Below are 25,005 nucleotides of genomic sequence, written 5' to 3'. Positions count from 1 at the left end.
ATCCCGAGCTCTAGAAATCGACCGCGACGCGGGCGTAGAGGTAGCGTCCGTTGAACCCGAAGGGTGAGAAGATCGAGAACGGGATGTACTGCTGATTGGCGGGATAAGACCCACCGATCGTGGCCGGACGCAGGCCCCAGGGCGAACGATCCGGATAGACGTCGAACACGTTGTCCGCGCCGATCGCAAAGCTGATCGCTTCGGTCGGCTTGAACTGCAACTCAAGATCCGTGATCCACTTGGCACCCAGGAAGATGTCATCCGGCCCATAGGCGGTCAGGCTGGCGGCATTGGGAGCAAGCGGCGATGCCGATCCGGGCGAAGTGACCTTGCCGTAGCGGGTGGTGCGGGCATTGATCCCGAACTTGCCCAGATCGCCATCCAGGCTCAGCACCACCTTGTCGCGCGGCTGGCCTTCGGTGAAGCGGATCGATTCAACCCGGCCGAACAGGATCAGGTTGGGGATCGAGGCCAACGGGCCAAGATCGTTCTTGTACTTGATGATCGACTGCTTGTTGTAGTTATAGGCGGCGGTGAAGGTCCACTTGCCCATGCCTTCAAACGGCAGGCGCCAGTTGAGCACGGCATCGACGCCCTGGGTGCGGGTATCGAGACCGTTGATGAAGAACCGCGCCGCGCCGACCGACTGGAAACCATTGGTATCGAGCACGGTCTTGACCGCGGCGTTGACCGCCGCCGTACCGCTGCCGGCCGCGCCGAGGTTTTCGGTCAGCACGATCCGGTCATTGATGCGGATGTTGTAATAGTCGATCGTAAAGGTCAGCCCGTTGAACGGATTGGCAGTGAAGCCGGCCGAGAAGTTGAGCGACTTTTCCGGCTTCAGATCCTTCGAACCCAGCGCCCGGGCAACCGGGCTGTTGACCGCCACTGTCGAGATATCGACGGGCAGTCCGCCGATGAAGTTGGTCGAAGTGGTGGTGAAATATTGCTGGTGCAGCGACGGCGCGCGGAACCCGTTGGAAACCGATCCGCGCACGGCAAAGCCCGGGCTGAATTCATAGCGCGCGGCGAACTTGGCGGTCAGGGTATCGCCAAAGTCCGAATAGTGTTCATAGCGCGCCGCCGCAGTGGTGCTCAGTCCTTCGGCGATGTCGGTATCGAGCTCGACATAACCGGCAACGTTTTCACGCTTGACGTTGGTCAGGCTGGATGCGGGGATCCCGGGGAAGCCCTGGGCACCCGCCCCAGCGCCGCGGCCAGGGAACGAGCATGTGCTGGTCCCGACGTTGAATACCCCGCTCTGCGCGGTGCAATCGCCGGCCGTGGTCACGTAGGATGCCCGGAAATAGGGTCCGATCGCCCAGGACTGCAGTTCGCCGGGGCGAATCTGGAACCGCTCGGCGCGATATTCGGCGCCGAAGGCCAGGGTCAGCGGCTTGGCAAAGCCGACATCGAACTCGCGGTTGACATCAAGATTCGCCATGGTCTGCTTGTAGGAAAGCCCGCCGGCATCAAAGCTGCGCTGGCTGGCCGGACCGAAGCTGGTGTTGAGTGAATTTTCGACCCGGTAATCAAAGGCATTGCGGCCGAACGAGAACGAGCCGTCAATATTCCAAGTACCGGCCGTAGTGCGCAGGCCAGCGGTCACCGCCACGTCCGACAGGTCGGACTGGATGAACGGCAGGAAGCCATCTGCGGTCAGGCCGACGAAGTTGGCAGTGGTCGGCGAAGTGTTGGGAGCCAGCACCGACCAGTCGCGGTTGGCGGCAGCATTCTGCTGGCGATAGTTCGCCGCGCTCAGCGAATCGCGCTGGTTGAAGCTGGCGAAGGAATAAAGCTCAAGGCTGTCGCTGACCGGCACGGCCATGTTGCCGAACAGGATGAAATCGTCCGCCTCGGGATCGCCAAAGCGGAATTCGAGCCGGTTGAAGGTCAGCTCGCGCGGGTCCCAGGTGGTCGCGGTCGGGCGGATGTAGTTCGGCCGCAGGTCAAAGCCCTGACGGTTGGTGTAGCCGCGGTGGCGGTATTCGGCGGTCAGGTTGATATAGCCGCCCTCGACCCCGAAGAACGGCAGGCCGATGTTGGTCGCGATCGCATAGCTTTCTCCGTCACGGGCCTTGCGCTCACCTTCGACAGTTGCCTGGAAATAGCGGCTGTCAGTGGTCATCAGCTGCGGCTGTCCGCCCGAGGTGACCAGACCGGTGACATTGTCGACCCCGTCGATCGTGGTGTGGTACTTGCCGTACGAGATCGCCGCGCGGCCGCCTTCGCTGGTGGTCTTGAGCCGGATGTTGATCACCCCGGCGATCGCGTCGGAGCCATATTGCGAGGATGCGCCATCACGCAGCACTTCGATCCGGTCGATCGCCAGCGCGGGAATCGCGTTCATGTCGACCGCCGCCGAACCGCGCCCGACCGTGCCGTTGATGTTGAGCAGCGCCGAAACGTGGCGGCGCTTGCCATTGACCAGCACGAGGGTCTGGTCCGGGCCAAGGCCGCGCAGGGTAGCCGGGCGCAGTGCGTCGGACCCGTCGGCAATCGCCGGCTGCGGGAAGTTGAAGCTGGGCACCAGCTTGTTGAGGATCTTGTTGGTTTCGACCTGACCGCCTTCGGTGATCGCATCGGATGTCAGCACATCGACCGGCACCGGCGACTTTTCGACCGTGCGCGAGGCAGCGCGGGTCCCGGTGACGATGATCGTGGGGCCGGCTTCGTCCTCGGCCGGGGCGTCCTGCGCCTGGGCCGGCATGGCAACTGCGAAGGCGGAAAGGCTGCAGAGCAGAGCAAATCGGTTGCTGGAACGCATAACGGTACCCCAATAATTCTTATGTGAACGACCGGGCCGCCCCGGCGCTTTGTAACGGAATGGCCAGATTGAATAGATTCTCTCGCCAGAACAAGAGGCCGGTTACGAATTTCGCCGTTTGTTGCAGTGCGGCAACGCTTTGGCTTCAGCCCTGATATTGCGCCTTGCGCGGCCCGAGATATCCGAACAGGTAGGCCGCAACCTTGCGCATCTGAATTTCTTCGGCGCCTTCGGTAATCCGGTAACGGCGATGATGGCGATAGATGTGCTCGAACGGCTTGTGCCGTGAATAGCCGATCCCGCCGTGAACCTGCATCGCCCGGTCAGCCGCTTCGCAGACCAGCCGGTTGGCGTAGTAGTTGCACATGCTGATCTTGTCGGACAGCTGGTGCTCCAGTTCCTTGTGCGGGATCTGGTCCATCTCCCAGGCGGTCTTGTAGATGAAGGCGCGCAGCATCTCGCACTGGGTGGCCAGCTCGACCAGCGGGAACTGAATCCCCTGGTTGCGCGCGAGCTCCTGCCCGAACGGCTTCCTTTCGCGGGCGTATTTGACGCTTTCCTCGACGCAGTAGGTCGCCGCCCCCAGCGAGCTGGCGGCCTGACGGATGCGGTTCTGGTGCACGAAGCTCTGCGCAATCGAGAGCCCGCCGTCGACCGGGCCGAGCACCGCCGATTCCGGCACCCAGCAATTCTCGAAATGCATCCGCGGGTGATCGGTCGGCATGTTGAAGGTCCACATATATTCGTCGACCACCATGCCGGGGGTGTCGATCGGAACCAGCAGACAGGTGATACCCCTGGCATCGCCGTCCTTGCCGCTGGTCCGGCAGAACGCGGCGCAATGGGTGGCGACATGCATGCCGGTGATCCACATCTTGCGCCCGTCGATCCGCCAGCCCGGCACGCCATCGCGGGTTTCGCGGACCGCACGGGTTTCCATGTGGGTCGCGTCGGAGCCGTGGTCGGGTTCGGTCAGGCCGAAAGCGACTCGGCGCTGGCGGTTGAACCCGCCGAGGATGAATTCTTCCTGCTGTTCGGGCGTGCCGAAATGTTCGAACATTGCCACGAACGGAAAATTGCCGACGATCGAGTGCTCGTTCTGCAGATCGTTGTGCAGCCCCAGCCCCATCGCCGCGAAGCGGTCGCGGATCACGGCCATCCACAGGTTGGAACCGTCCTTGCCGCCGTACTTTTTGGGCGCGGAAAAGCGCCAGTGCCCGGCCTTGTCGGCCCGCAGCGAGGCTTCGCGCAGCAGCATTTCCCATTCGTGGCGCGGCAGGCCGTCGTTTTCGAAATCGGTTCGGGCCCATTCGCGGCGATGGTCGAAGAAGCGGATGTTGTCATCCTGCTGCTCCAGCGGCTTGATCTCCGCAGCGATGAACGCATCGAGCTCGGCGAGGTAGTCGACGAGGTCCTGGGGGATCGCAAAGTCCATTGTCAGTTTCCTTCCCATTTCGCCCGCGCGGCTGCGAGGGCGGGATACTTCGGCATGTCGGCGGCAAGCTTGGCCAGCGCCATGCGGCGCAGTCTGGCCAACAGGCCGGGCGTGGCCAGGTCCGCCTTGCCCGACATCAAATCGGCGGAAAGTTCCGCATCGGTGGCGCTAGGGCGCTGCTCGATCTCGCGCGCGACGATGCCCAGGGCGTTGCGGGCGACCGCAAGGTCGAACTTGCCGCGCCCGGACACCAGCGGCTTGATCTCGCTGCCAAGCCATTCGGATATGGCGGTCAGAATTTCGGCTCCGCTCGGTTCGCCTGTGGTTGCGGGCAACGGCTCTGCGGCGGGCGGCAGCGGGCGGCTGCGTTCGGCCTCGGGAGCCATGTCTTCCAGCAACAGCAGCAGGTCCAGCTCCTGCTCGGCGGTGCGGCGGGCGACCACCACGCGTTCGACCGAACGATCATGCCCGGCGCGCCAGTACCCGCCCATCTGCAGGCAGCCGAGCGCCCACCAGAAGGTCCGGTAGATCGTCCAGAAACGGAACCGGTCAGGGTCGAACTTGTCGCCCCCGGCCTCTTCGTAAGCCGCCGCAAGCTCTTCCACCGTGGTCAGGCCATAGCCCGGTCGGTCGGGCCGCGAAAAGCGCCAGACGGTCATGCAGCCGAAGGCCAGATCCTCGTGCCAGTCACCCAGGTGCGCCAATTCCCAGTCAAGCACCCCGGTCAGCCGGCCATGCTCGAACATCAGGTTGCCGAGCCGGAAATCGCCGTGAACCAGCCGAGGCGTAACCGGCGGCGGGATGTTTGCTTCGAGCCAGCGCAGCGCCAGGGCAAGGATCGGCCGGTCCCCGCCGTATTCAAGAAAGCGCTCGCGCAGCGCGCCCAGTGCCTCGGCAGTGTCCATCACCGGCACTGGCAGACCGGTGCAATCGGTGCGGTGGGTGGCGACAAGTTCGCGGGCAATGTCGCGGATCGCCAGGGCTGGATCGGCTTCGGCCAGAAAGGCATTGGGATCGGGCGAGCCGGAAATGGCGCGCATCACATAGCCCGAGCCGATACCGTCATCCGGCGCAAGTTCGACCAGCACTTCGGGTGCCATCACCCCGGCAGCGCGGGCGGCGCGGATCAGCGCCGCCTCTCCGCCATGGTCCATCGGCCGGCCGGCCATCATCTCGAGCGAAGGCGCGCGGCGCAGCACGCAGGTTTTGGTGCCCGCGGTGAAGCGCCAGCTTTCCATATTGGCCCCGCCTGACAGCCGTTCAAGCGCTGCGGGCGCAGGCAAGCCGATCCGGCGCAGCGCCGCAGCAAGGCCTTCAGGCAGGGAAGCGCTCAACTCTCTCTCCCGCCGGCCTTGAATGACCGGTGCGGAGCGAAAGTTAATCGCGCGATTAAACGAGTCAAGCGAACATAAAGAAAAGGGGCGCGAAGGTCTCCCTCCGCGCCCCGATCCGTTTGCCCGAAGGCGAAGATTACATCTTCTTCGCGGCTTCGTCGGCAGCAGCAGCAGCTTCCTTGGCAGCGCCTTCGGCAGCAGCACCGGCTTCAGCAGCAGCGCCCGAAGCGGCAGCAGCGCCTTCAGCGGCAGCACCCTTGGCGGCGTCGACAGCTTCAGCACCGGCCGAAGCGGCGTCGGTGGCAGCGTCGGTAGCAGCTTCAACGGCTTCCGTAGCGGTGGCGGCGGCGTCTTCCTTGGCTTCCTGCGAGCAGGCCGACAGGGTCAGAGCAGCACCGGCAACGGCGGCGGCGAGAACGATCTTGCGCATGTATGGTATTCCTTAACAGCGAGTGGACCACGCACGACCGCTTTTGCCAAATTCGACGCGAGCGACCGCACGGAAAGCCTACCGATGCGGTAGACTTCGCGGGGTGATTTAGTGGCCTTCGTCCCCCTATGCAAGAGATTGCTGTAGGGCCAATCCAACGTGCCGCATTTCCGCCACTTTTGATCCATTTCACCGCGATCTGACCGCTATGTGACAAGCCCGTGGGGCAAAAAAGATAGGGTGATTCGCCCGCGATCATCGGCCTCTTACCCTGCGCACCGTGTCCTGCTAGGCATGGGCCATGGAGCCCAAACAGCATCTCTATCTGGTCGACGGTTCGGCCTATATCTTTCGCGCCTACCACCGGTTGCCGCCGCTGACCAACCCGCAAGGGGTCCCGGTTGGCGCAGTCTATGGTTACACCACGATGCTGTGGAAACTGGCCGATGATCTCAACAAGGCCGATGGGCCGACCCATCTGGCGGTGATCCTCGATGCCAGCGGCAAGAGCTTTCGCAACGATATCTTCCCCGATTACAAAGCCAACCGCCCGCCGCCGCCCGAAGATCTCAAGCCGCAGTTCCCGCTGATCCGCGACGCGACCCGGGCCTTCAGCCTGCCTTGTATCGAGGAAATGGGACTGGAAGCGGATGACCTGATCGCATCCTATGCCCGCGCCGCGGCCGAGCGCGGCTGGGACGTGACGATCGTTTCCTCCGACAAGGACCTGATGCAACTGGTCGGCCCTTGCGGTGAAGGCCGGATCGACATGCTCGATACGATGAAGAACCTGCGGATCGGCATTCCCGAAGTCGAGGAAAAATTCGGCGTGGCCCCCGAGAAGGTCGGCGACGTGCTGGCGCTGATGGGCGATGCGGTCGACAACGTTCCCGGCATTCGCGGGATCGGACCAAAGACCGCGACCAAGCTGATCCAGGAATACGGCAGCCTGGAAGGTGCGCTGGCAGCCGCGCCGACCATGAAACCTTCGAAAATGCAGGAAAGCCTGATCGAGCAGGCTGACATGGCGCGGCTCAGCCGGGTGCTGGTCCAGCTCAAGGAAGATTGCGCCTTGCCGATGGCGCTCGATGATTTCAAACTCGATGCAATCCCGCCCGAGCCGCTGGCGGCATTCCTCGAAGAACACGGGTTCAATTCGCTGCTCAAGCGGCTGGGCGAAGGGCGCGGCAGCCCGGAACGCAAGACCCAGTTGCACCCGGAAAAGCCGGTCACGTCCGGGGCCGGCACCAAAATCGGCAGCGACCGCCAGCCGCTCCCCGCCCTGCCCGCGATCGACCGCTCGCTCTATGCCTGCGTACAGGACGAGGCGACGCTGCAGGCCTGGGTCGACCGCGCAATGGCCGCACATGTGGTGGCCTTCGATACCGAAACGAGCGCGCTCGACGCGATGCGCGCCGACCTGGCCGGGATCAGCCTGGCGCTTGGCCCGGGCGATGCCTGCTACATCCCGCTGGGCCACGGCGGCAGCGACATGTTTGCCGAACGCCCGCCGCAGGTTGAAATGACCCGTGCGCTGGCGATCCTGAAGCCGCTGCTCGAAAGCGATGCGGTGCTCAAGATCGGCCAGAACGCCAAGTACGATCTCAATGTCCTGGCGCGGGCCGGAGAGCAGGTGGGGGGGATCGCGGTCGGCCCGATCGACGATACCATGGTGATGAGCTTCGATCTCGATGCCGGACGCAGCATCGACGGGATCGGCGGCGGGCATGGGATGGACGAGCTTTCCACCCGCCACCTCGGCCACACCACCCTGGCCTTCAAGGACATCTGCGGCACCGGCAAGAAGGCGATCCCGTTTGGCGAAGTGCCGCTCGATCGCGCCACCGAATATGCCGCCGAGGATGCCGAAGTAACCTGGCGGCTGCATCGCCTGCTCAAGCCGCGGCTGGCCGAGGAAGCCGCGACGCGGGTATATGAGCGGGTCGACCGGCCACTTGTACCGGTGGTGGCGCAGATGGAGCGCCACGGGATCAAGGTCGACCGCGAACGGCTGGCATCGCTGTCCTCGACCTTTGCCGAAGAGATCGCCAAGCTGGAGGGTGAGATCTACAGCATGGCCGGGCAGCCCTTCACGATCGGCAGCCCGCAGCAATTGGGCGCAATCCTGTTCGACAAGCTGGGCTACAAGGGCGGAAAGAAGGGCAAGAGCGGCCAATATTCGACCGACGTTTCCGTGCTGGAAGGTCTCGCTGGCGAAGGCGCCGAAATCGCCACCAAGGTGCTCGAATGGCGCCAGCTTTCGAAACTGCGCAGCACCTATACCGAGGCACTGCAGGAAGCGATCAACCCTGCGACGGGCCGGGTCCACACCAGCTACAGCCTGGTCGGCGCGCAGACCGGGCGATTGAGCTCGACCGAACCCAACCTGCAGAATATCCCGATCCGGACCGAGATCGGCCGCCAGATCCGCGAAGCCTTCGTGGCCGAGCCCGGCAATGTCCTGCTCGCTGCCGATTACAGCCAGATCGAACTGCGGCTGGCTGCGCACATGGCCGACGTACCGGCGCTGAAAGAGGCTTTTTCCGCGGGGGAAGACATCCACGCCCGCACCGCGCAGGAAATGTTCGGAGAGGTAAACCGCGATACCCGCGGCCGGGCCAAGACGGTCAACTTCGCGATCCTCTACGGGATCAGCCGCTGGGGGCTGGCCGGGCGGCTGGGCATCACGTCCGAAGAAGCCCAGGCCACGATCGACCTCTATTTCCAGCGCTTCCCGGGAATACAGCGCTACATCCACGAGACCCTGGCCTCGGTCCGCGACAAGGGCTTTTCGGAGACCCTGTTCGGCCGCAAGTGCTGGTTCCCCCGGATCGGCTCGTCGAACCAGAACGAGCGCGCCGGGTCCGAACGCGCGGCGATCAACGCGCCGATCCAGGGCACCAGCGCCGATATCATCAAGCGCGCGATGGTGCGGATGATGTCTGCGCTGGAAGCGGCCGGGCTGGGCCATGTCCGGATGCTGCTGCAGGTCCACGACGAACTGGTGTTCGAACTGCCCGAAGCCGATGTCGCGGCGGCGAGCGTAGTGATCCGCAGCGTGATGGCCGGTGCGGCGGAGCCATCCGTCCGCCTGACCGTGCCGCTGGGTGTGGAGATCGGCACCGGCCCCAGCTGGGGCGCTGCCCATTGACGGGAGCGATCCAGCCATGAGCCCTGCGCCCACCACTGCCGAAACCCTGATCGACTGGTCGGCTGCCCTGACCGGCGCGGCAATCCATGCCGGCATCGCCGTGGGAATCGCGCTTGCGCTGCATTTCGCCTTGTTCGCGGTGCTGAAGCGCGCCGCGCGCCTTTCCGAATCGCAGTCCGACGATCTGGTCTTCGCGCGGATCTATCAGCCGATCCGCTTCGCCATGGCCGGAATCGCGATCTCGCTCGTCGCCGAAGGCAATGCCTTGATCGCGCGGTTCTGGGAACTGACCGGGCGGTTCGTCGAGCCCGCCCTGCTCGGCTGGGTGCTGTTCGCGCTGGTCAAGGCCTTTGCCCAGATCATGCAGCTGCGCACCGAAGCCTATCAGGACGAGGTGGCGTCGCGCAGCCGCCGCACCCGGATCGCGATCTTCTCGCGCATGGCGGGTTTCGTGATCATCTTTGTGACCGTGGCACTGGTGCTGTTCGGGATACCGGCGGTGCGCAATATCGGCACCACCCTGCTCGCCTCGGCCGGGATCGCGACCCTGGCGGTTGGCGCAGCGGCCCAGCCGGCGCTCAAGTCGCTGATCGCCGGCATCCAGATCGCGTTGACCGAGCCGATCCGGATCGGCGATTTTGTGGTGGTCGATGGCGAAAGCGGGCGGGTCGAGGATATCCGCCTCAGCTTCGTGGTGGTTCGCACCGGGGACGAGCGCCGGATCATCATCCCGACCGCCAAGTTCCTCGACGGCAGCTTCCAGAACTGGACCCGCGTCGGCGGCGGGATCACCGGGTCGGTGGTGCTGCCGATCAAGCCCGGCAGCGCGATCCAGCCGATCCGCGAGGCCTATACCGCGCTGCTCGCCGCCAATCCCGATTGGGACCAGCGCACCGGCGCGCTGCATGTCTCCGAAGTGCGGGTCGGCTCGGTCGATCTCAACCTGGTGATGAGCGCGCCCGGCCCGACCTCGCTCGCCCGGCTGCGCCCGGCGGTTCGCGAAGCCATGCTGGAATGGCTGCGCGAACATATGCCGGAGGCGCTCTGCGACGAGGTCTGATCTCCGCCTGAGGCGCGGATCAGCTGTGCTTCTTGTCGCGGGTCGAACTGACCATGCCGGGGGCGAGGAAGCCAAGCGGGGTGGGATTGATCGCGGCGGCCCGCTTTTTCAGCTCACCCTTCATCTTGTTGTACTCGGCCTCCATCTCGGGCGTCACGGTGGCGCGCGAATCGGCCAGGGCCTGTTTGAAGTCTTCGGCCGTCACCGACTTGACCTTTGCCCCGCGCGATCGGATCGCGTTCATCCCGGCGCGGCGGGTGAGGTCCTCAAGGTCGGCCCCGGTGAAGCGTTCGGCTTCCTGCGCAATCGCCGCCAGATCGACGTCCTTGGCCAGCGGCATGCCCTTGGTGTGGATCTTGAGGATATGCGCCCGCCCCTTGGCATCGGGCGTGCCGACATAGACCAGCTCGTCCAGCCGCCCCGGGCGCAGCAGCGCCGGATCGATCAGGCCCGGGCGGTTGGTTGCGCCGACCACCACGATCGATGACAGCTCTTCCATTCCGTCCATTTCGGCAAGGATCGTGTTGACCACCCGCGCGGTGACCTGCGGCTCGTTCCCGCCGGTGCCGCGGGCCGGAACCAGGCTGTCGATCTCGTCGATGAACACCACGCAAGGGGCGACCTGGCGAGCGCGGGCGAACAGCCGGCTGATCTGCTGCTCGCTCTCGCCGTACCACTTGGACAAGAGGTCGCTCGATTTGATCGAGATGAAGTTGGCCTCGCTTTCCTTGGCCACCGCCTTTGCCAGCAGGGTCTTGCCGGTGCCCGGCGGACCATAGAGCAGAAAGCCCTTGGCCGGACGGATCCCCAGCCGGCGGAAGGCGTCGGGGTTCTTCAGCGGCAGCTCGATCCCTTCCCGCAGCGTCTCCTGCGCCTCATCTGCTCCGCCGATATCGGCCCAGCCGATGTTCGGCACCTGGACCATCACTTCGCGCATCGCCGAAGGCTGGACCCGCTTCAGCGCCGAAAGGAAATCGTCGCGGGTAACGGTCAGGTTCTCGAGCACTTCGGCCGGGATCGTCTGGGCTTCAAGATCGAGCTGCGGCATGATCCGCCGCACCGCATCCATCGCCGCCTCGCGCGCCAGGGCGCCAAGGTCCGCCCCAACAAAGCCGTGGGTTGTGCGCGACAATTCGTCGAGATTGACCCCCTCGGCCAGCGGCATGCCGCGGGTGTGGATCCCCAGGATCTCGCGTCGGCCGCTCTCGTCCGGCACCCCGACCACGATCTCGCGGTCGAACCGGCCGGGGCGGCGCAGTGCCTCGTCGATCGCATCGGGGCGGTTGGTCGCCGCGATCACCACGATGTTGGAACCGGTGTTGAGCCCGTCCATCAGCGTCAGGAGCTGGGCGACCAGCCGCTTTTCAGCCTCGCCGGGCGTGCCCGAACGCTTCGGTGCGATCGAATCGATCTCGTCGATGAAGACGATCGAGGGCGAAGCCTTGGCCGCTTCCTCGAACACGTCGCGCAGGCGCTTTTCGCTCTCGCCATAGGCGCTGCCCATGATCTCGGGCCCGTTGATGGTGAAAAAGCTCGCTTCGCTTTCGTTGGCAACCGCGCGCGCCAGCCGGGTCTTGCCGGTTCCCGGCGGGCCGTGCAGCAGCACGCCCTTGGGCGGATCCACGCCGAGGCGGATGAACAGTTCGGGATAGCGCAGCGGCAGCTCGACCATTTCGCGGAGCTGGCGGATCGTATCGCCCATCCCGCCGACGTCGTCGTAGTTGACATCGCCGCGGTGGCTGCGCGCCTCCTCGAACGCTTCGCGCAGTTCGACCTCGGTATTCTCGTCGATGTGGACAATGCCCTTGGGCACGGTCGCAACCACGGTCAGCCGGATCTGGGTCAGGGCAAAGGCCGGGGCGTTGAACATCCGCGCGACCTGCGGCGGCATGTCGCGGACCTGCTGCTGGCCGGTGGTGGCGACAATATCGCCCGCGACCAGCGCCCGGCCAAAGAAGTTGCGCTTCAGCGCCTGGCCCGGTCCCTGCAGTCGCATTTCCCGCTGGGCAGGCGCGAAGACCACCCGGGTTGCCGGCTTGCTGTCGGCCTTGCGGACCTGGACGTGGTCGCCCGAACCGGCCTCGGCATTGGCCCGCTGCAGCCCGTCAAGCCGGATCACCTCCAGCCCTTCGTCCTCGGCATAGGCCGCCTGGACCCGCGCGGCCGTGGTGCGCTTGCCTTCAATCTCGACCACGTCGCCTTCGGTCACGCCAAGATTGGAAAAGGCCGACTTGGGCAGGCGGGCAAAGCCGTTACCGCTTTCCTCCTGGCGCGCGGCGGCGACCTGAAGCTTCACGGTGTTGGCGGGGGTATCGGCCATGTGCAATCCAATCCGGCTGTCTGAGTGCCAAAGCTAGGAACTGGTTGCAGCAATTGCAATTCCGGCCGTGCAGCGGATTTCCGCCGCGACGGCCGCGCCCGGAATTCGGACAAAAAAAGACCGGGTCGTTGCCGACCCGGCCTTGGGAAGTTTTGGGAGAGGATGCCTGAAAGGCACGATCTAAATGCCGCCTGACCGCTTATTGTGCAAGTGCGAAAAGATCATTTATCGTTGCGTAATTTGCAACTGCCGTTCAGTTGCCCGCAATTCAGCAAGGTTTTTCAAGGTTTCCGTAAGGGAAAGTCGGACGAACCTGCACTTTCGGGAAGGCGCCAGACATGCCGATACCGCAGCGCAATTTTGCACTGCGGTATCGATCTCGGCGCTTTCCGCCGCTCAGTGCGCCATCAGCAACGCCGGTCCGGCGGCATCCTCAAGGAAATAGCGCGAAACCCCGCCGAACATGAATTCGCGGATCCGGCTGTGCCCGAAAGCACCCATCACCAACAGCTGCCCGCCCAGCCGGCTCACTTCGGCGGCCAGGGTCTCCTCAACCGAATTGCCCTTGGCCAGTTCGTGCAGCTCGCCCTTTATCTCGTGCCGCGAGAGATAGCGCAGCGCGTCGGTCGGCGGGAAGCCCTGCGGCTTGTCGGTCAGCACGGTCAACACGTGAACCTCAGGACAACCCCACAGCAGCCCGGTCGATCCGCGCAGCGCCACGGCGGCTTCGTCGCTGCCATCCCAGGCGATGCAGGCGCATTTGAGCGGCAGGCCAAGGCCGCGGCCCGCTGGCAACACCAGCACCGGACACTTGGCCTCGACCGCCAGATCGCCGGCATAGCCGCAATCGCGCGAAACCACGACGATGTCGGCCAGCCGCGCGGCGGCGATCATCGCTTCGAGCGGCTGGGTTTCGAACTGGACCACATCGAACGGGACATCGTCTTCGGCCATCCGTCCGGCAAAGGCCGCGGCCAGGGCATCGTCGGCAGCCAGCGCGGCATCGAGCGCCTCGCGCGCAACATAGGCCCCGCCATAAGGATCGACGGTGACGAACTGGTCGATCGGGGTATCGATCGCCAGGGTAACATGGCCTTCGTGGGCGCGGGCCAGATCCATCGCGGTGTCGAGCCGCGCGGCCATCCCCTTGTCGCGGCCGGCCTGTACTAGAATGGAGCGCATGGTTCCTCTCCTTTCGATGACACGGTTGTACACCCTTCCCGCAAGGCCCCACCATGACCTGCATCAAATCGGCCAGACCTTGCGCCGGGCCGGCGGATCGGCCAGTGCCGGGACGCAAGCGGGGAGAAAGAGACGTGACGCAGAGGCGGTTCGAGGCAGTGATTTTCGATTTCGGCGGAGTGATCACCGCCTCCCCGTTCGAGGCGTTCAACCGGCTCGAAGCCGAACGCGGCCTGCCGCGCGATTTCATCCGCACCGTCAACGCCGCCAATCCGCACGACAACGCCTGGGCCCGGTTCGAACGCGCCGAGATCGACGGAGCCGCATTCGACGGCCTCTTCGCGGCCGAGGCGGCGGCGCTGGGCCACGCCCTCGATGGCGCGTCGGTGCTCGCGGTCCTGTCCGGATCGATCCGCCCGGCGATGGTTGCCGCGCTCGACCGGCTGAAAGCGGAAGGCTACCGCCTCGCCTGCATCACCAACAACGTGCCCACCGGCCACGGCGCGGGGATGGCCCGCAGCGGCGATTCAAAGGACGCCTACGAACAGGTCTTCGCCCGGTTCGAACACACCATCGAAAGCTCAAAGGCCGGGGTGCGCAAGCCCGATCCACGGATCTACCTGATGATGTGCGAGAAGCTGGGGCTGGAACCGGCGCAGTGCGTGTACCTCGACGACCTCGGCATCAACTGCAAGCCGGCCGGGCAGCTCGGCATGCACGCGATCAAGGTGGCGAGCGGCGAGCAGGCGCTGGCGGAGCTGGGGGCGGTGTTGGGGTTGCAACTGCCCGCCTGACAGCTTGCATTCCGCGCAACCCGCACCGCGTTAGTTGCAATTGCCTCGGCCCTGCGCTTCACATAGCGGCGCAGGCTTGGACAACGCCTTCGTGAGTTCAGGGAGAAGCGAGTGAACAAGATCTATCCGGATGCGGCCAGTGCCCTTGATGGCCTGCTGCGCGATGGCTTGCTGATCGCCAGCGGCGGGTTTGGCCTCTGCGGGATTCCCGACCGGCTGCTCGATGCGGTGCGCGATTCCGGGGTCAAGGACCTGACCTTCGTCTCTAACAACGCCGGGATCGACAACGAAGGGATCGGCAAGCTGCTGCGCACGCGGCAGGTCAGGAAGATGATGGCCAGCTATGTCGGCGAGAACAAGGAGTTCGAGCGCCAGTACCTGTCGGGCGAGCTTGAGGTCGAATTCTGCCCGCAAGGCACGCTGGCCGAGCGGATGCGCGCCGGCGGCGCGGGCATTCCGGGGTTCTACACCAAGACCGGGGTCGGCACCCTGGTGGCCGAGGGCAAGGAATCGAAGGTCTTCAATGGCGAGGAATACATCCTCGAAGCCGGGATTTTCGCCGACCTGGCGCTGGTCAAGGGCTGGAAGGCCGACACCACCGGCAACGTGATCTTCCGCAAGACCGCGCGCAACTTCAACGTGCCGGCCGCGCAATGCGGCAAGGTCTGCGTGGTTGAGGTGGAAGAGATTGTCGAACCGGGGCAGCTTGATCCCGACGCGATCCATTTGCCCGGGGTCTATGTCCAGCGGCTTATCAACGGCAGCCCTTATGACAAGAAGATCGAATTCCGCACCACTCGCACCACGGATGTCGGCTGATGACCACACATGATCATATCGCCCAGGGCTGGAGCCGCGACCAGATGGCCGCCCGCGCCGCGCAGGAACTGCGCGACGGTTACTACGTCAACCTGGGGATCGGCATCCCGACGCTGGTGGCCAATCACGTCCCCACCGGGATCACCGTGACGCTGCAGAGCGAAAACGGCATGCTCGGCATCGGGCCCTTCCCGATCGAGGGCGAGGAAGACGCCGATCTGATCAACGCCGGCAAGCAGACGATCAGCGAGCTGCCGCACTCGGCCTATTTCGACAGCGCCGCCAGCTTCGCGATGATCCGCGGCGGCAAGATCGATCTGACCGTGCTCGGCGCGATGGAGATTTCGGAAGGCGGCGATATCGCCAACTGGATGATCCCGGGCAAGATGATCAAGGGCATGGGCGGGGCGATGGACCTGGTCGCCGGGGTCAAGAAGATCATCGTGGTGATGGAACACTGCGCCAAGGACGGCAGCCCCAAGCTGATCCCGGCCTGCACCCTGCCGCTGACCGGGCGCAACGTGGTCGACATGGTGATAACCGACCTTGCGGTTTTCCAGCGCCCGGACCACAGTTCACCGTTCAAGCTGATCGAGCTGGCCCCCGGCGTCACCGCCGAGGAGGTAAAGGCCAAGACGACGGCGCATTATGTAACCTAGGGAGACCAGCCAGATGACGATCCGTGTGCACCACCTCAAGATTTCGCGCTCGACCCGGATCATCTGGCTGATGGAAGAGCTGGACCTGCCCTATGAGCTGGTCCAGCACACCCGCGGCGCCGATTTCCGCTCGCCGCCTTCGCTCTATGACGTCCACCCGCTGGGCAAGGCTCCGGCGGTCGAGATCGATGGACGGGTGATGGTCGAAAGCTCGGCAATCATCGAATACATCGTCGACCGGCATGGCGGCGGCAAGCTGCTCCCGCCCGATAGCGGACGCGCCGAATACCTCGAATGGCTGCACTTCGCCGAGGGGACGCTGGGCATGCCGATGCTGATGCGGCTGCTCGGGCCCCGGCTGGGCCTGCCTGAAGGCGCACTTGGCTGGATGGATGCCGAACTGAAGAAGCAGCTCGACTGGGTCGAAAGCCAGCTGGAGGGCAAGAGCTTCCTGTGCGGTGAGACCTTCACCGGGGCCGACATCAACCTGGAATACCTGCTCGAGCATGCCGAAGTGCTGGGTCAGGTCCAGCCCCGCCCCAACCTGTCGCGCTATCTCGCCGCGCTCAAGGCGCGTCCGGCCTATGTGAAGGCGATCGAGCTGGGCGGCCCGGTCACTTTGCCGCGGGGGTAAGCGCGATGCACAACAAGGTCTGCCGCCTGACCGGCTGCGAGTTTCCGCTGTTCGCGTTCAGCCATTGCCGCGATGTGGTGGTGGCGGTCAGCAAGGCCGGCGGGTTCGGGGTGCTGGGGGCGACCCGATTCACCCCCGACCAGCTCGAGGAAGAACTCGCCTGGATCGATGAACACATCGACGGCGCGCCCTACGGTGTCGACGTGCTGGTGCCCGAAGTAGTCGATCCGCGCGTCGCCGACTTTGCCAGCAATGCCGAGCGCGCCGATGCGATTTCTGACGAACACAAGCGCTTCACCGCCGGATTGCTCGGCCAGTACGGCCTCGACGTTTCGGCCGATCAGGTGGTCCACTACGAAGGCCGCGCCGGGATCACGCCCGAAAACGGCTATGCCCAGATGGAAGTGGCCTTCCGCCACCCGATCCGGCTGATCGCCAATGCGCTGGGCATCGCGCCGGCGCGGATGATCGAGGAAGGCAAGCGGCGCGGCGTGCCGGTGGCCGCGCTGGTCGGGGCCAAGGAACACGCACTGCGCCAGGCTGCCGCCGGGGTCGATATCATCGTCGCCCAGGGCGGCGAGGCCGGCGGGCATTGCGGCGAAGTATCCACCCTGGTGCTGATCCCCGAAGTGGTCCGCGCGCTCAAGGCCGCCGGGCAGGACATTCCTGTGCTGGCCGCAGGCGGGATCATGACCGGGGCGCAGATGGCGGCGATGATGGCGGCAGGAGCGCAAGGGGCCTGGACTGGATCGGTCTGGCTCGCCACCACCGAGGCGGAAACCAGCGAAGCCTTCCGCGACAAGATGATTGCCGCGCGCAGCCGCGATACCGTGCGCAGCCGCAGCCGGACCGGCAAACCCGCCCGCCAGCTTAAGACCGCCTGGCACGAGGCATGGGACGGCGCCGGCAGCCCCGGCACCCTGCCGATGCCGCTGATGGGCATGGTTTCCGAGCCCAGCTTCCAGAAGATTGAGAAGGCCGTGCTCGGCGGGAACGAACAGGCCCGCGAACTCGTTTCGTACTTCGTTGGCCAAGGGGTCGGCCTGGTCGACCAGGTTCGCAGCGCAAAGGGCGTCGTGCAGGAATTTCGTGAGGAGTTTGCCGAGGCCGTGCTAGGGCTGACCGTCATGCTGGAGTAGCGTATTTATGACCGGGTCTGGCTTTCGCGAACGCTACCTCGATGTGCTGGCCTCGATCTATCTCTACAATGAGCATCGCGGCTATACCTCGCTTGACCGGGTGCTCGATGCGGTCCGCCAGCGCTGCCCCGACGATGCCGAGTTCCAGGCCGAAATCGCCAAGCACCGCGCCGACGAGGAAAAGCACTACCGGATGTTCCGCCGCTGGTTCGAACGGCAGGGGCGGATGCCGCTGCAAGTCGATTCGGGCGTGGGTCATATCGACCGGTTCATCCAGTGGGTGTTCCGCTGCTCGATCGAGGAACTCGACACGTCCGAGATCGTCGGCAGCGAGGACGATTTCGAACGGCTGTGCCGGGTGATCATGCTGACCGAACAGCGCGGCTATGCCCAGGTCGAGATCATCCTCAAGAACCGGCTGATCATGTCGGACCCGGTGATGAAGCGGATCTTCCAGATCGTCCACAAGGACGAGCCCGACCATTTCCTGCCCTACCAGCGCTGGCTCGAACGCCAGGGCCGCGCCACCGCGAAGTGGAACGAACGCGCGGCGGACTGGTGCATCCACAAGATCCTGATGCTGGCCAAACTGCCGGCGCTGTTCCTCGACGCCGGACGCCCCCGGTTGCAGCGCTGGCCGGATGAGGACGACGCCATCACCGCACATTGACGCAGCAGGCAGCGTAGCTAGGCTGGTGCCATGACCTATACCCTGATCACCGCCAACCGGAACTATTCGAGTTGGAGCCTGCGCCCGTGGTTGCTGATGAATGCGCTGGGGATTGCCTTCGAGGATCGGTTGGAGCCTTTCGCCAAGCCCGACAATTATGAGGACTTCCGCAAATTCTCGCCGACCGGGCAGGTCCCGCTGTTGATCGACGGCGCGCGGCTGATTCCGGACTCATTGGGGATCACGCTCTACCTCGCTGAACGGCATGCCGGGGTCTGGCCGGCTGACGAGGAAGCGCGGATCTTTGCCCAGGGCGCGGTCGCGGAAATGCACGGCGGGTTCGGGCACCTGCGCAACGATTGCACGATGAACGTCGGCGTGCGCGTTACCCCCAAGCCGATGAGCGAGGGGCTGAAGCGCAATGTCCAGCGGGTGCGGGAGATTTTCGAGATCGGGCTGGCCCGGTTCGGCGGACCGTGGCTGGCGGGGGCGGATTTCTCAGCCGCCGACGCGTTCTTCGCGCCGGTCGCCTTCCGCATCCGCACCTATGGCCTCGATGTCGGCAAGGGACAGGCCTGGGTCGATCACGTCCTGGCCCACCCCGCGATGCTGGAGTGGGAAGCGGCTGCACTGGCCGAGGATTGGCGTGAGGAAGCGCACGAGGCCGAACTGGCCGCGGCAGGCGTGATCACGGCGGACTATCGGAAATAATACCTCCCCGGCAGGGGGAGGTATCTAGCTCAAAGCCGCCTTCAGGTCCTCAGCCAGATCAAGCCGTTCCCACGGGAACAGATCGCCGTCCGGCTTGCGGCCGAAGTGGCCATAGGCGGCGGTCGGCTTGTAGATCGGCTTGTTGAGGCCAAGGTGAGTGCGGATCGCGCGCGGGGTCAGTCCGCCAAGCTTGGTGATGCCGAGGATCGCCTGCTCGATCTTGTCGTCGCCGATGGTCCCGGTCTCATGGGTATCGACATAGAGCGAGAGCGGCTCGGACACGCCGATCGCATAGGCGATCTGGATCGTGCAGCGGGTGGCGAGGCCAGCCGCGACGACGTTCTTGGCGAGGTAGCGGGTGATATAGGCGGCTGAACGATCAACCTTGGTTGGGTCCTTGCCGCTGAACGCGCCGCCGCCGTGCGGAGCCGCGCCGCCATAGGTATCGACGATGATCTTGCGCCCGGTCAGGCCAGCATCGCCATCGGGTCCGCCGATCTCGAACGATCCGGTCGGGTTGATGTAATACTTCGTCTCGCGCAGCAGTACCGGCGGGATCACCTCGGAGACGACCCGCTTCACATAGGCGTGAAGTTCGGCTTCCTTGTCGCCCTCGTCGTAGCCCTTGGCATGCTGGGTGCTGACCACAACCGCGGTGGCGGCGACCGGAAGGCTGCCTTCATAGCGCAGCGTGACCTGGCTCTTGGCGTCTGGCTCAAGGAAAGGCGCTGCGCCGGAATGGCGATCCGCGGCCATGCGTTCCAGGATCTTGTGGCTGTAATACAGCGTCGCCGGCATCAGATCCGGGGTTTCGTCGGTGGCGTAACCGAACATGATCCCCTGATCGCCCGCGCCCTCATCCTTGTTGTCCGACGCATCGACGCCCTGTGCGATGTGGGCGGACTGGCCGTGCAGGCGGTTGATGAATTCAAGCCGCTCCCAGTGGAAGCCATCCTGCGCATAGCCGATTTCCTTGACCGTCCGGCGCACCGTCGCCTCGATTTCGTCCTGCGCGCCGGGGGCCCATTCACCATTTTCAAACACGCCCTTGCAGCGGATTTCACCGGCGAGAACCACCAACTGGGTGGTGGTCAGCGTTTCGCAGGCGATCCGGGCTTCGGGATCCTTGGACAGGAACAGATCGACGATGGCATCGGAAATCTGGTCCGAAACCTTGTCGGGATGGCCTTCAGAAACGGATTCGGAGGTGAAGAGATAGTCGCTGCGCATTTCGGTTCCGATATAAAGAAAGCTTTATGTGATGCTTGCTCTAGCTCCGCCGAAGGCGTCGCGCAACAAGGCAAAGGCCAAGAAGAAGTATCGCCCAGCCAAGCGAAAGCGGATTGCCCAGGCGGGCGAACAGCGTCGGCTCTGCGGCCGGAGGGATTAACCCATCGCGGCGCTGGGCCACGCGCAGCGGGATCGATTCGCGGATCACGCCCTGCGCATCGATCACTGCGCTGATCCCGGTGGTGGTCGATCGCAGCACCGGCAGCCCTTCCTCGATCGCGCGAAGCCGGGCCTGGGCTAGGTGCTGGGGCGGACCCCAATCGCCGTACCAGCCATCGTTGGAGGGATTGAAGATAAAGTCCGGCCTCGCGCCGGGTTGCGTCACCGCGCCGGGAAAAATGATTTCATAACATAGCTGCATCCCGACCCGGCCATGCGCGCCCAGATCGATCGTGCGCGGCCCCGGGCCGGGCCAGAACTCGATATCGCCGGGCACAAAGCGGTCGAGCCCCAAGGGTTCCAGCAGCCACTTCATCGGCACATATTCGCCATAAGGTACCAGGTGTGACTTGCTGTAAGCCGCGCGGATCGCGCCTTTTTCGTCTATCGCGGTGATCCCTGCGCGGGCGCCGATCACGCGGCCGTCCTGCATTTCCAACCGATCGTTGCCGGTCAGCAGCAGCGACCCCGGACCGATCAGGTGCCCGATTCGCTCACGCGATAGGACCGGGTCAGCGGCGTAGGTGGTCGCTTCGTAATAGGCCGCCGGATAACCGGGCAGCAGGAAATCGGGCAGCCCCGATTCGGGCCACAGCACCAGCCGGGTCTGGCCGGGCGGGCGGGCTTGGCTCAGCTTCATGCCGCGCTGAAACATCGCCTCGTAGCGGGCGGGATCGTGCAGCTCTTCCTGCCGGGCATCGGGCTGGACCAGAGTATAGGCCAGGGTTCCCTCACGCCGCTCTCCAGCTGTGGGGAGCAGCATCAGCGCCACCGGCCCCAGCAGCAGAACCGCACCGCGCCAGTCCCGGCGCTGCCGCGATATGGCCAGCAACCAGGCCCCGGCGAGCAGAATCACCAGCCCAGATAGCGCGTAGGTACCGAGCCAGCGGCCGAGCGTTGCCAGCCCCGGATCGGCGGAGGATTGCAGGGTCATTGCGCCCAGCGGGTTCCACGGAAAGCCGGTGAAGACCCAGCCGCGCAGCCATTCGCCCAAAATCCAGCATCCGGCTAGCGCCAGAACCAGCACCGAACGGCTGGCCCCGCCCAAGGCCTTTGCGGCCAGTGTGGTAAGGCCCGGCCAGACGGCGAGGAAAGCGGAAAGCCCGGCCACCGCTATCCAGCCGAGCCAGGCCGGCATCGCCGCCTGATAGCCAAAGGCAACCGCGATCCAGTTGAGTCCAAGGGTAAAGTGCGAAAGCCCGAACAGCCAGCCGAGCACGAAGGCATCGCGCCGGGTGGAACTACGGGCCAGAAGTTCGATCAAGGCGGCCAGCGCGGCAAAGGCCAGCGGCCACAGCGCCAGCGGCTGGAACCCGCAGGCGGCCAGCGCGCCGAGGCCCAGCGCCAGTTTGCGCGGATGGGTCAGAACCCGTTCCACCGCGCGCACCACGCTGGGGATCAGTTCACCGATTCGAGCGCTTCGCCGGCATCGTCGCCGGCCGGCTTCTTGCGCGGACGGCCGCGGCGCGGCTTGGCTTCGGCTTCTGCCGGCGCGGCAGCATCGTCATCGCGCGACACGGAGATCGCTGGGGGCAGCGATGCGGGGTCGAGCCCGCCGGGCTCGTCGCGTTCGTCACGGCGCGGGCGATCGTCGCGATCGCGGCGGGGACGCTCGTCCCGGTCACGGCGCGGACGCAGCCCGCCGCGGTTGCGGTTTTCGCGGACGAAGGGGTTTTCAACTGGTTCGAACGGATTGCCATCCTCGTCGCGCTCGGGTGCGGCTTCCTGAACCTGCTCGACCGGTGCTTCTTCGCGGGGTTCCTCGCGCGGTTCTTCGCGGCGCGGGCGTTCCTCGCGCTGCGGCCGGCCGTAATTCGGCTGGTCGAAGCTGGGGAAATCGCTGTTGCTCGAGAAGTCGGCCGAATCCTCGGATTCGGCGCCATCATCCTGCCAGCGCTCGCCTTGCGGGCGACCGCGCTGCTCTTCCTGGCGCAAACGTTGATCGGCGATCACGCGGAAATAGTGGTCGGCAAACTGGAGATAGTACTCCGCCTGGACCCGGTCGCCGTTGAGGTGCGCGTCCTGCGCCAGCTTGCGGTACTTCTCCAGCAGCTGCGGGGCATTGCCGCGCGCCCGGCTGTCAATCCGGTTGAGTTGCTGGCCGCCGCCGTTGTTCTGGCGATTACCGCGGCCACGCCGACGGTTGTTATTCCCACGGTTGTTATTCAAGGGGTATGTTTCCCTAATGCGCGACCAGCCTGGCTTTGCTGGGCTTTCCGGTCGCAAGACCCTTTTCCCCGGTCACGCCATGTGATCCGGGTTCCTACATCTGCCAGCGGGCGCGTTGCATAAGCCCGATAATGCAAATGTTGGAGGCGGCCTGCGGAACACAGCTGTAAGGCGGTCCGGCGCTGGCCTGCAACCGATCTAGGCGCTCGCGTCCGGCTTGCCAAGGGAAAACTTGAGTTCCAGCGCACGCGGCCGCTCGCCAAGGTCGCGGTGCAGGGTCCAGGCAAGCCCGGCAGCCGTGGCGATCGCTCCCACCGCCTCGGCCTGGCGATAGCCGATCTCGACCAGCGCAATGCCGCTCGGCGCGAGCAGATCGGGCAGTTGCGGCACCAGCACGCGATAGGCATCGAGCCCCTCGGGTCCGGCAAACAGCGCCCCGGCCGGCTCGTGATCGCGCACGTCGGGATCAAGCTCGGCCCCGTCCTCGACATAGGGCGGATTGGCCAGCACCAGATCGAAGCGCCCCAGCCCAGCGGACCAGCCGGGGACGGTCCAGTCGGCGCGGATCAGCTCGGCCTGCAGGTCTAGCCGGCGGGCATTGCGGGTGGCGACCGCCAGCGCCTCGGCCGAACGGTCGACGCCTATGCCTTCGGCTGCGGGCCATTCGCTCAGCGCCGCCAGCAGCAGGCAGCCGGAACCGGTGCCGAGATCGAGGATCCGCTGCGGCGCGCGTCCGGCAAAGGCCTGAACCGCAGCCTCAATAAGCGTTTCGGAATCGGCGCGTGGCACCAGGACCGCATCGGAAACCTCGAACGTCAGGCCCCAGAAGTCGGTATGGCCGACGATATGGGCGACCGGTTCATTGGCCGCGCGGCGGGCAACCAGATCGGCAAAGGCCGCAGGAGCCGGATCGCGCATCCGGCGCAGGAACAGGTCGGACCGGGTCACCCCCAGCACGTGCGCCATCAGCAGTTCGGCATCGAGCCGCGCCGTATCGGTCCGCGCGCCGAGCAGTTCGGTCGCGGCGCGGATCGCCGCCGCAACGGTCTGGCCCTCGGCCGGGGTCACTCGCCCAGCGCCGCCAGCCGCTTGGCTTGGTGTTCGGCGGTCAGCGCGTCGATCAGCTCGCCCAGTCCCGGGCCTTCGAGGATTTCGGGCAAGCGGTGCAGGGTCAGGTTGATACGGTGATCGGTGACCCGGCCCTGCGGGAAATTGTAGGTGCGGATCCGCTCCGAACGGTCGCCCGAGCCGACCATTGCCTTGCGCGCCGCGGCCTCCTCGCCTTGCGCCGCGTCGCGCTGGGCCTCGAACAGGCGGGCGCGCAGCACCTGCATCGCCTTGTCCTTGTTCTTGTGCTGGCTGCGCCCGTCCTGGCAGGTGACGACAGTGCCCGTCGGCAAGTGAGTGATCCGCACCGCGGAATCGGTGGTGTTTACGTGCTGGCCACCCGCACCCGATGCGCGGTAAACGTCGATCTTGAGGTCCTTGTCCTCGATCTGGACATCAACCTCGTCAGGTTCCGGCAGTACCGCCACGGTCGCCGCAGAGGTGTGGATCCGCCCGCCGCTTTCGGTCACCGGCACCCGCTGGACGCGGTGGACCCCGCTCTCGAACTTCAGCTTGGCGAAAACGCCGTTGCCGTTGATCTCGGCCACGGCTTCCTTGAAGCCGCCGATATCGCTGGAATTGGCGCTGACCATTTCGAACCGCCAGCCCTGTTCGGCGGCGAAGCGTTCGTACATCCGCAGCAGGTCGGCGGCGAACAGCGCGGCTTCGTCGCCCCCGGTCCCGGCGCGCACTTCGAGCATGGCCGAGCGGCTGTCGGCGCTGTCGCGCGGCAGCATGGCGATTGCGAGGCGATGTTCGGCCTCGGGCAGGTCGGCCTTCAGCCGGGCGATCTCCTCCTCGGCCAGCTCGCGCATCTCGGGATCATCAAGCTCGGCCAGGCTGGCGAGCTCTCCGCGCATCGCCGCGACTGCCTCGGCGGCCTTGGCCACCGGCTCCAATTCGGAATAGTCGCGGCTGGCGGCGATGAAGTCCTTACCCTCCAGTGTGCCCGAAGCCAGCCGCGCCTCGATCTCGGCGAAGCGGGCAGCGATCTGGTGGAGGCGGGCGTCGCTTATCGACATGGCGCACGCATTCTCCCTTCCCCAGCGGGGAAGGGCCGGGGATGGGGGAGCGCGGCAAAGCCGCGCGTCAACGCCGGTGTGGAACCCCCACCCCAACCCCTCCCCACCGGGGAGGGGCCAAGTGAAAGCAACCTCAGCCCACCTAACCCGTCA

At 65.3% G+C, this 25,005-nt stretch carries 20 protein-coding genes; 9 read left to right on the top strand and 11 right to left on the bottom strand.

Going from position 1 to position 25,005, the window contains the following annotated elements; translation table 11 throughout:
* Positions 1-10: 10 nt before the first annotated feature.
* The 4 genes from B2V17_RS09365 to B2V17_RS09350 all read right to left on the bottom strand — a co-directional run bounded on the left by B2V17_RS09365 (position 11) and on the right by B2V17_RS09350 (position 5,966).
* Positions 11-2,710, bottom strand: coding sequence for a TonB-dependent receptor plug domain-containing protein (locus tag B2V17_RS09365; protein WP_292997087.1), 2,700 nt, complete (start codon positions 2,708-2,710; stop codon positions 11-13).
* 202 nt (positions 2,711-2,912) lie between these two features.
* On the bottom strand, positions 2,913-4,202 hold the full coding sequence (locus B2V17_RS09360; RefSeq protein ID WP_292997086.1) for an acyl-CoA dehydrogenase family protein: 1,290 nt from the start codon (positions 4,200-4,202) through the stop codon (positions 2,913-2,915).
* A gap of 2 nt (positions 4,203-4,204) precedes the next feature.
* Positions 4,205-5,536 (bottom strand): phosphotransferase family protein, encoded by a 1,332-nt coding sequence (locus B2V17_RS09355; RefSeq protein ID WP_292997085.1) that lies wholly within the window; start codon positions 5,534-5,536, stop codon positions 4,205-4,207.
* Between the two features lie 136 nt (positions 5,537-5,672).
* Positions 5,673-5,966, bottom strand: coding sequence for a hypothetical protein (locus B2V17_RS09350; RefSeq protein ID WP_292997084.1), 294 nt, complete (start codon positions 5,964-5,966; stop codon positions 5,673-5,675).
* A gap of 301 nt (positions 5,967-6,267) precedes the next feature.
* On the opposite strand from B2V17_RS09350, the gene polA reads away from it, so the two are divergent.
* Together polA and B2V17_RS09340 are read left to right on the top strand one after the other, a co-directional pair.
* Positions 6,268-9,117, top strand: a complete 2,850-nt coding sequence (gene polA, locus B2V17_RS09345; protein WP_292997083.1) for a DNA polymerase I — start codon at positions 6,268-6,270, stop codon at positions 9,115-9,117.
* 16 nt (positions 9,118-9,133) lie between these two features.
* Entirely contained in the window at positions 9,134-10,177 is a 1,044-nt protein-coding gene (locus B2V17_RS09340; protein ID WP_292997082.1) for a mechanosensitive ion channel family protein, read from the top strand.
* Positions 10,178-10,196: 19 nt separating this feature from the next.
* On the opposite strand, the gene B2V17_RS09335 is transcribed toward B2V17_RS09340, so the two are convergent.
* On the bottom strand, positions 10,197-12,497 hold the full coding sequence (locus B2V17_RS09335; protein ID WP_292997081.1) for a CDC48 family AAA ATPase: 2,301 nt from the start codon (positions 12,495-12,497) through the stop codon (positions 10,197-10,199).
* 396 nt (positions 12,498-12,893) lie between these two features.
* Positions 12,894-13,679 (bottom strand): universal stress protein, encoded by a 786-nt coding sequence (locus tag B2V17_RS09330; RefSeq protein WP_292997080.1) that lies wholly within the window; start codon positions 13,677-13,679, stop codon positions 12,894-12,896.
* 134 nt (positions 13,680-13,813) lie between these two features.
* Here B2V17_RS09330 and B2V17_RS09325 point away from each other — a divergent pair, with 134 nt between their 5' ends.
* The 7 genes from B2V17_RS09325 to B2V17_RS09295 all read left to right on the top strand — a co-directional run bounded on the left by B2V17_RS09325 (position 13,814) and on the right by B2V17_RS09295 (position 19,105).
* Complete coding sequence (locus B2V17_RS09325) at positions 13,814-14,473, top strand: HAD-IA family hydrolase (protein WP_292997079.1); 660 nt, start codon at positions 13,814-13,816, stop codon at positions 14,471-14,473.
* A gap of 111 nt (positions 14,474-14,584) precedes the next feature.
* A complete protein-coding gene (locus B2V17_RS09320; protein WP_292997078.1) occupies positions 14,585-15,292 on the top strand; it encodes a CoA transferase subunit A in 708 nt (235 codons plus the stop codon).
* Entirely contained in the window at positions 15,292-15,951 is a 660-nt protein-coding gene (locus tag B2V17_RS09315; RefSeq protein WP_292997077.1) for a CoA transferase subunit B, read from the top strand. The genes B2V17_RS09320 and B2V17_RS09315 overlap by 1 nt, the downstream gene beginning before the upstream one ends.
* A 13-nt stretch (positions 15,952-15,964) precedes the next feature.
* Entirely contained in the window at positions 15,965-16,585 is a 621-nt protein-coding gene (locus B2V17_RS09310; protein ID WP_292997076.1) for a glutathione S-transferase family protein, read from the top strand.
* Positions 16,586-16,590: 5 nt separating this feature from the next.
* Positions 16,591-17,724, top strand: a complete 1,134-nt coding sequence (locus B2V17_RS09305) for an NAD(P)H-dependent flavin oxidoreductase (protein ID WP_292997075.1) — start codon at positions 16,591-16,593, stop codon at positions 17,722-17,724.
* 7 nt (positions 17,725-17,731) lie between these two features.
* Positions 17,732-18,394: a ferritin-like domain-containing protein gene (locus tag B2V17_RS09300; RefSeq protein ID WP_292997074.1), complete on the top strand. Its 663-nt coding sequence runs from the start codon at positions 17,732-17,734 to the stop codon at positions 18,392-18,394.
* Positions 18,395-18,424: 30 nt separating this feature from the next.
* Entirely contained in the window at positions 18,425-19,105 is a 681-nt protein-coding gene (locus tag B2V17_RS09295; protein ID WP_292997073.1) for a glutathione S-transferase family protein, read from the top strand.
* A gap of 24 nt (positions 19,106-19,129) precedes the next feature.
* On the opposite strand, the gene metK is transcribed toward B2V17_RS09295, so the two are convergent.
* From metK to prfA, 5 genes are all read right to left on the bottom strand, one after another.
* A complete protein-coding gene (metK, locus tag B2V17_RS09290) occupies positions 19,130-20,335 on the bottom strand; it encodes a methionine adenosyltransferase (RefSeq protein ID WP_292997072.1) in 1,206 nt (401 codons plus the stop codon).
* 40 nt (positions 20,336-20,375) lie between these two features.
* Positions 20,376-21,932 (bottom strand): apolipoprotein N-acyltransferase, encoded by a 1,557-nt coding sequence (lnt, locus tag B2V17_RS09285; protein WP_292997071.1) that lies wholly within the window; start codon positions 21,930-21,932, stop codon positions 20,376-20,378.
* A gap of 20 nt (positions 21,933-21,952) precedes the next feature.
* Positions 21,953-22,723 (bottom strand): DUF4167 domain-containing protein, encoded by a 771-nt coding sequence (locus tag B2V17_RS09280; RefSeq protein ID WP_292997070.1) that lies wholly within the window; start codon positions 22,721-22,723, stop codon positions 21,953-21,955.
* Between the two features lie 198 nt (positions 22,724-22,921).
* Positions 22,922-23,791 carry a peptide chain release factor N(5)-glutamine methyltransferase gene (gene prmC / locus B2V17_RS09275; RefSeq protein ID WP_292997069.1) on the bottom strand — a complete coding sequence of 290 codons (870 nt, stop codon included), beginning with the start codon at positions 23,789-23,791 and terminating at the stop codon, positions 22,922-22,924.
* Complete coding sequence (prfA, locus tag B2V17_RS09270; protein ID WP_292997068.1) at positions 23,788-24,852, bottom strand: peptide chain release factor 1; 1,065 nt, start codon at positions 24,850-24,852, stop codon at positions 23,788-23,790. The genes prmC and prfA overlap by 4 nt, the downstream gene beginning before the upstream one ends.
* Positions 24,853-25,005: the final 153 nt, after the last annotated feature.

The organism is Novosphingobium sp. UBA6272 (assembly GCF_002440635.1).
GTDB lineage: Bacteria > Pseudomonadota > Alphaproteobacteria > Sphingomonadales > Sphingomonadaceae > Novosphingobium.
Note: the sequence above shows the minus strand (reverse complement) of the source record. Positions and strands in the feature narration are given on the sequence as shown.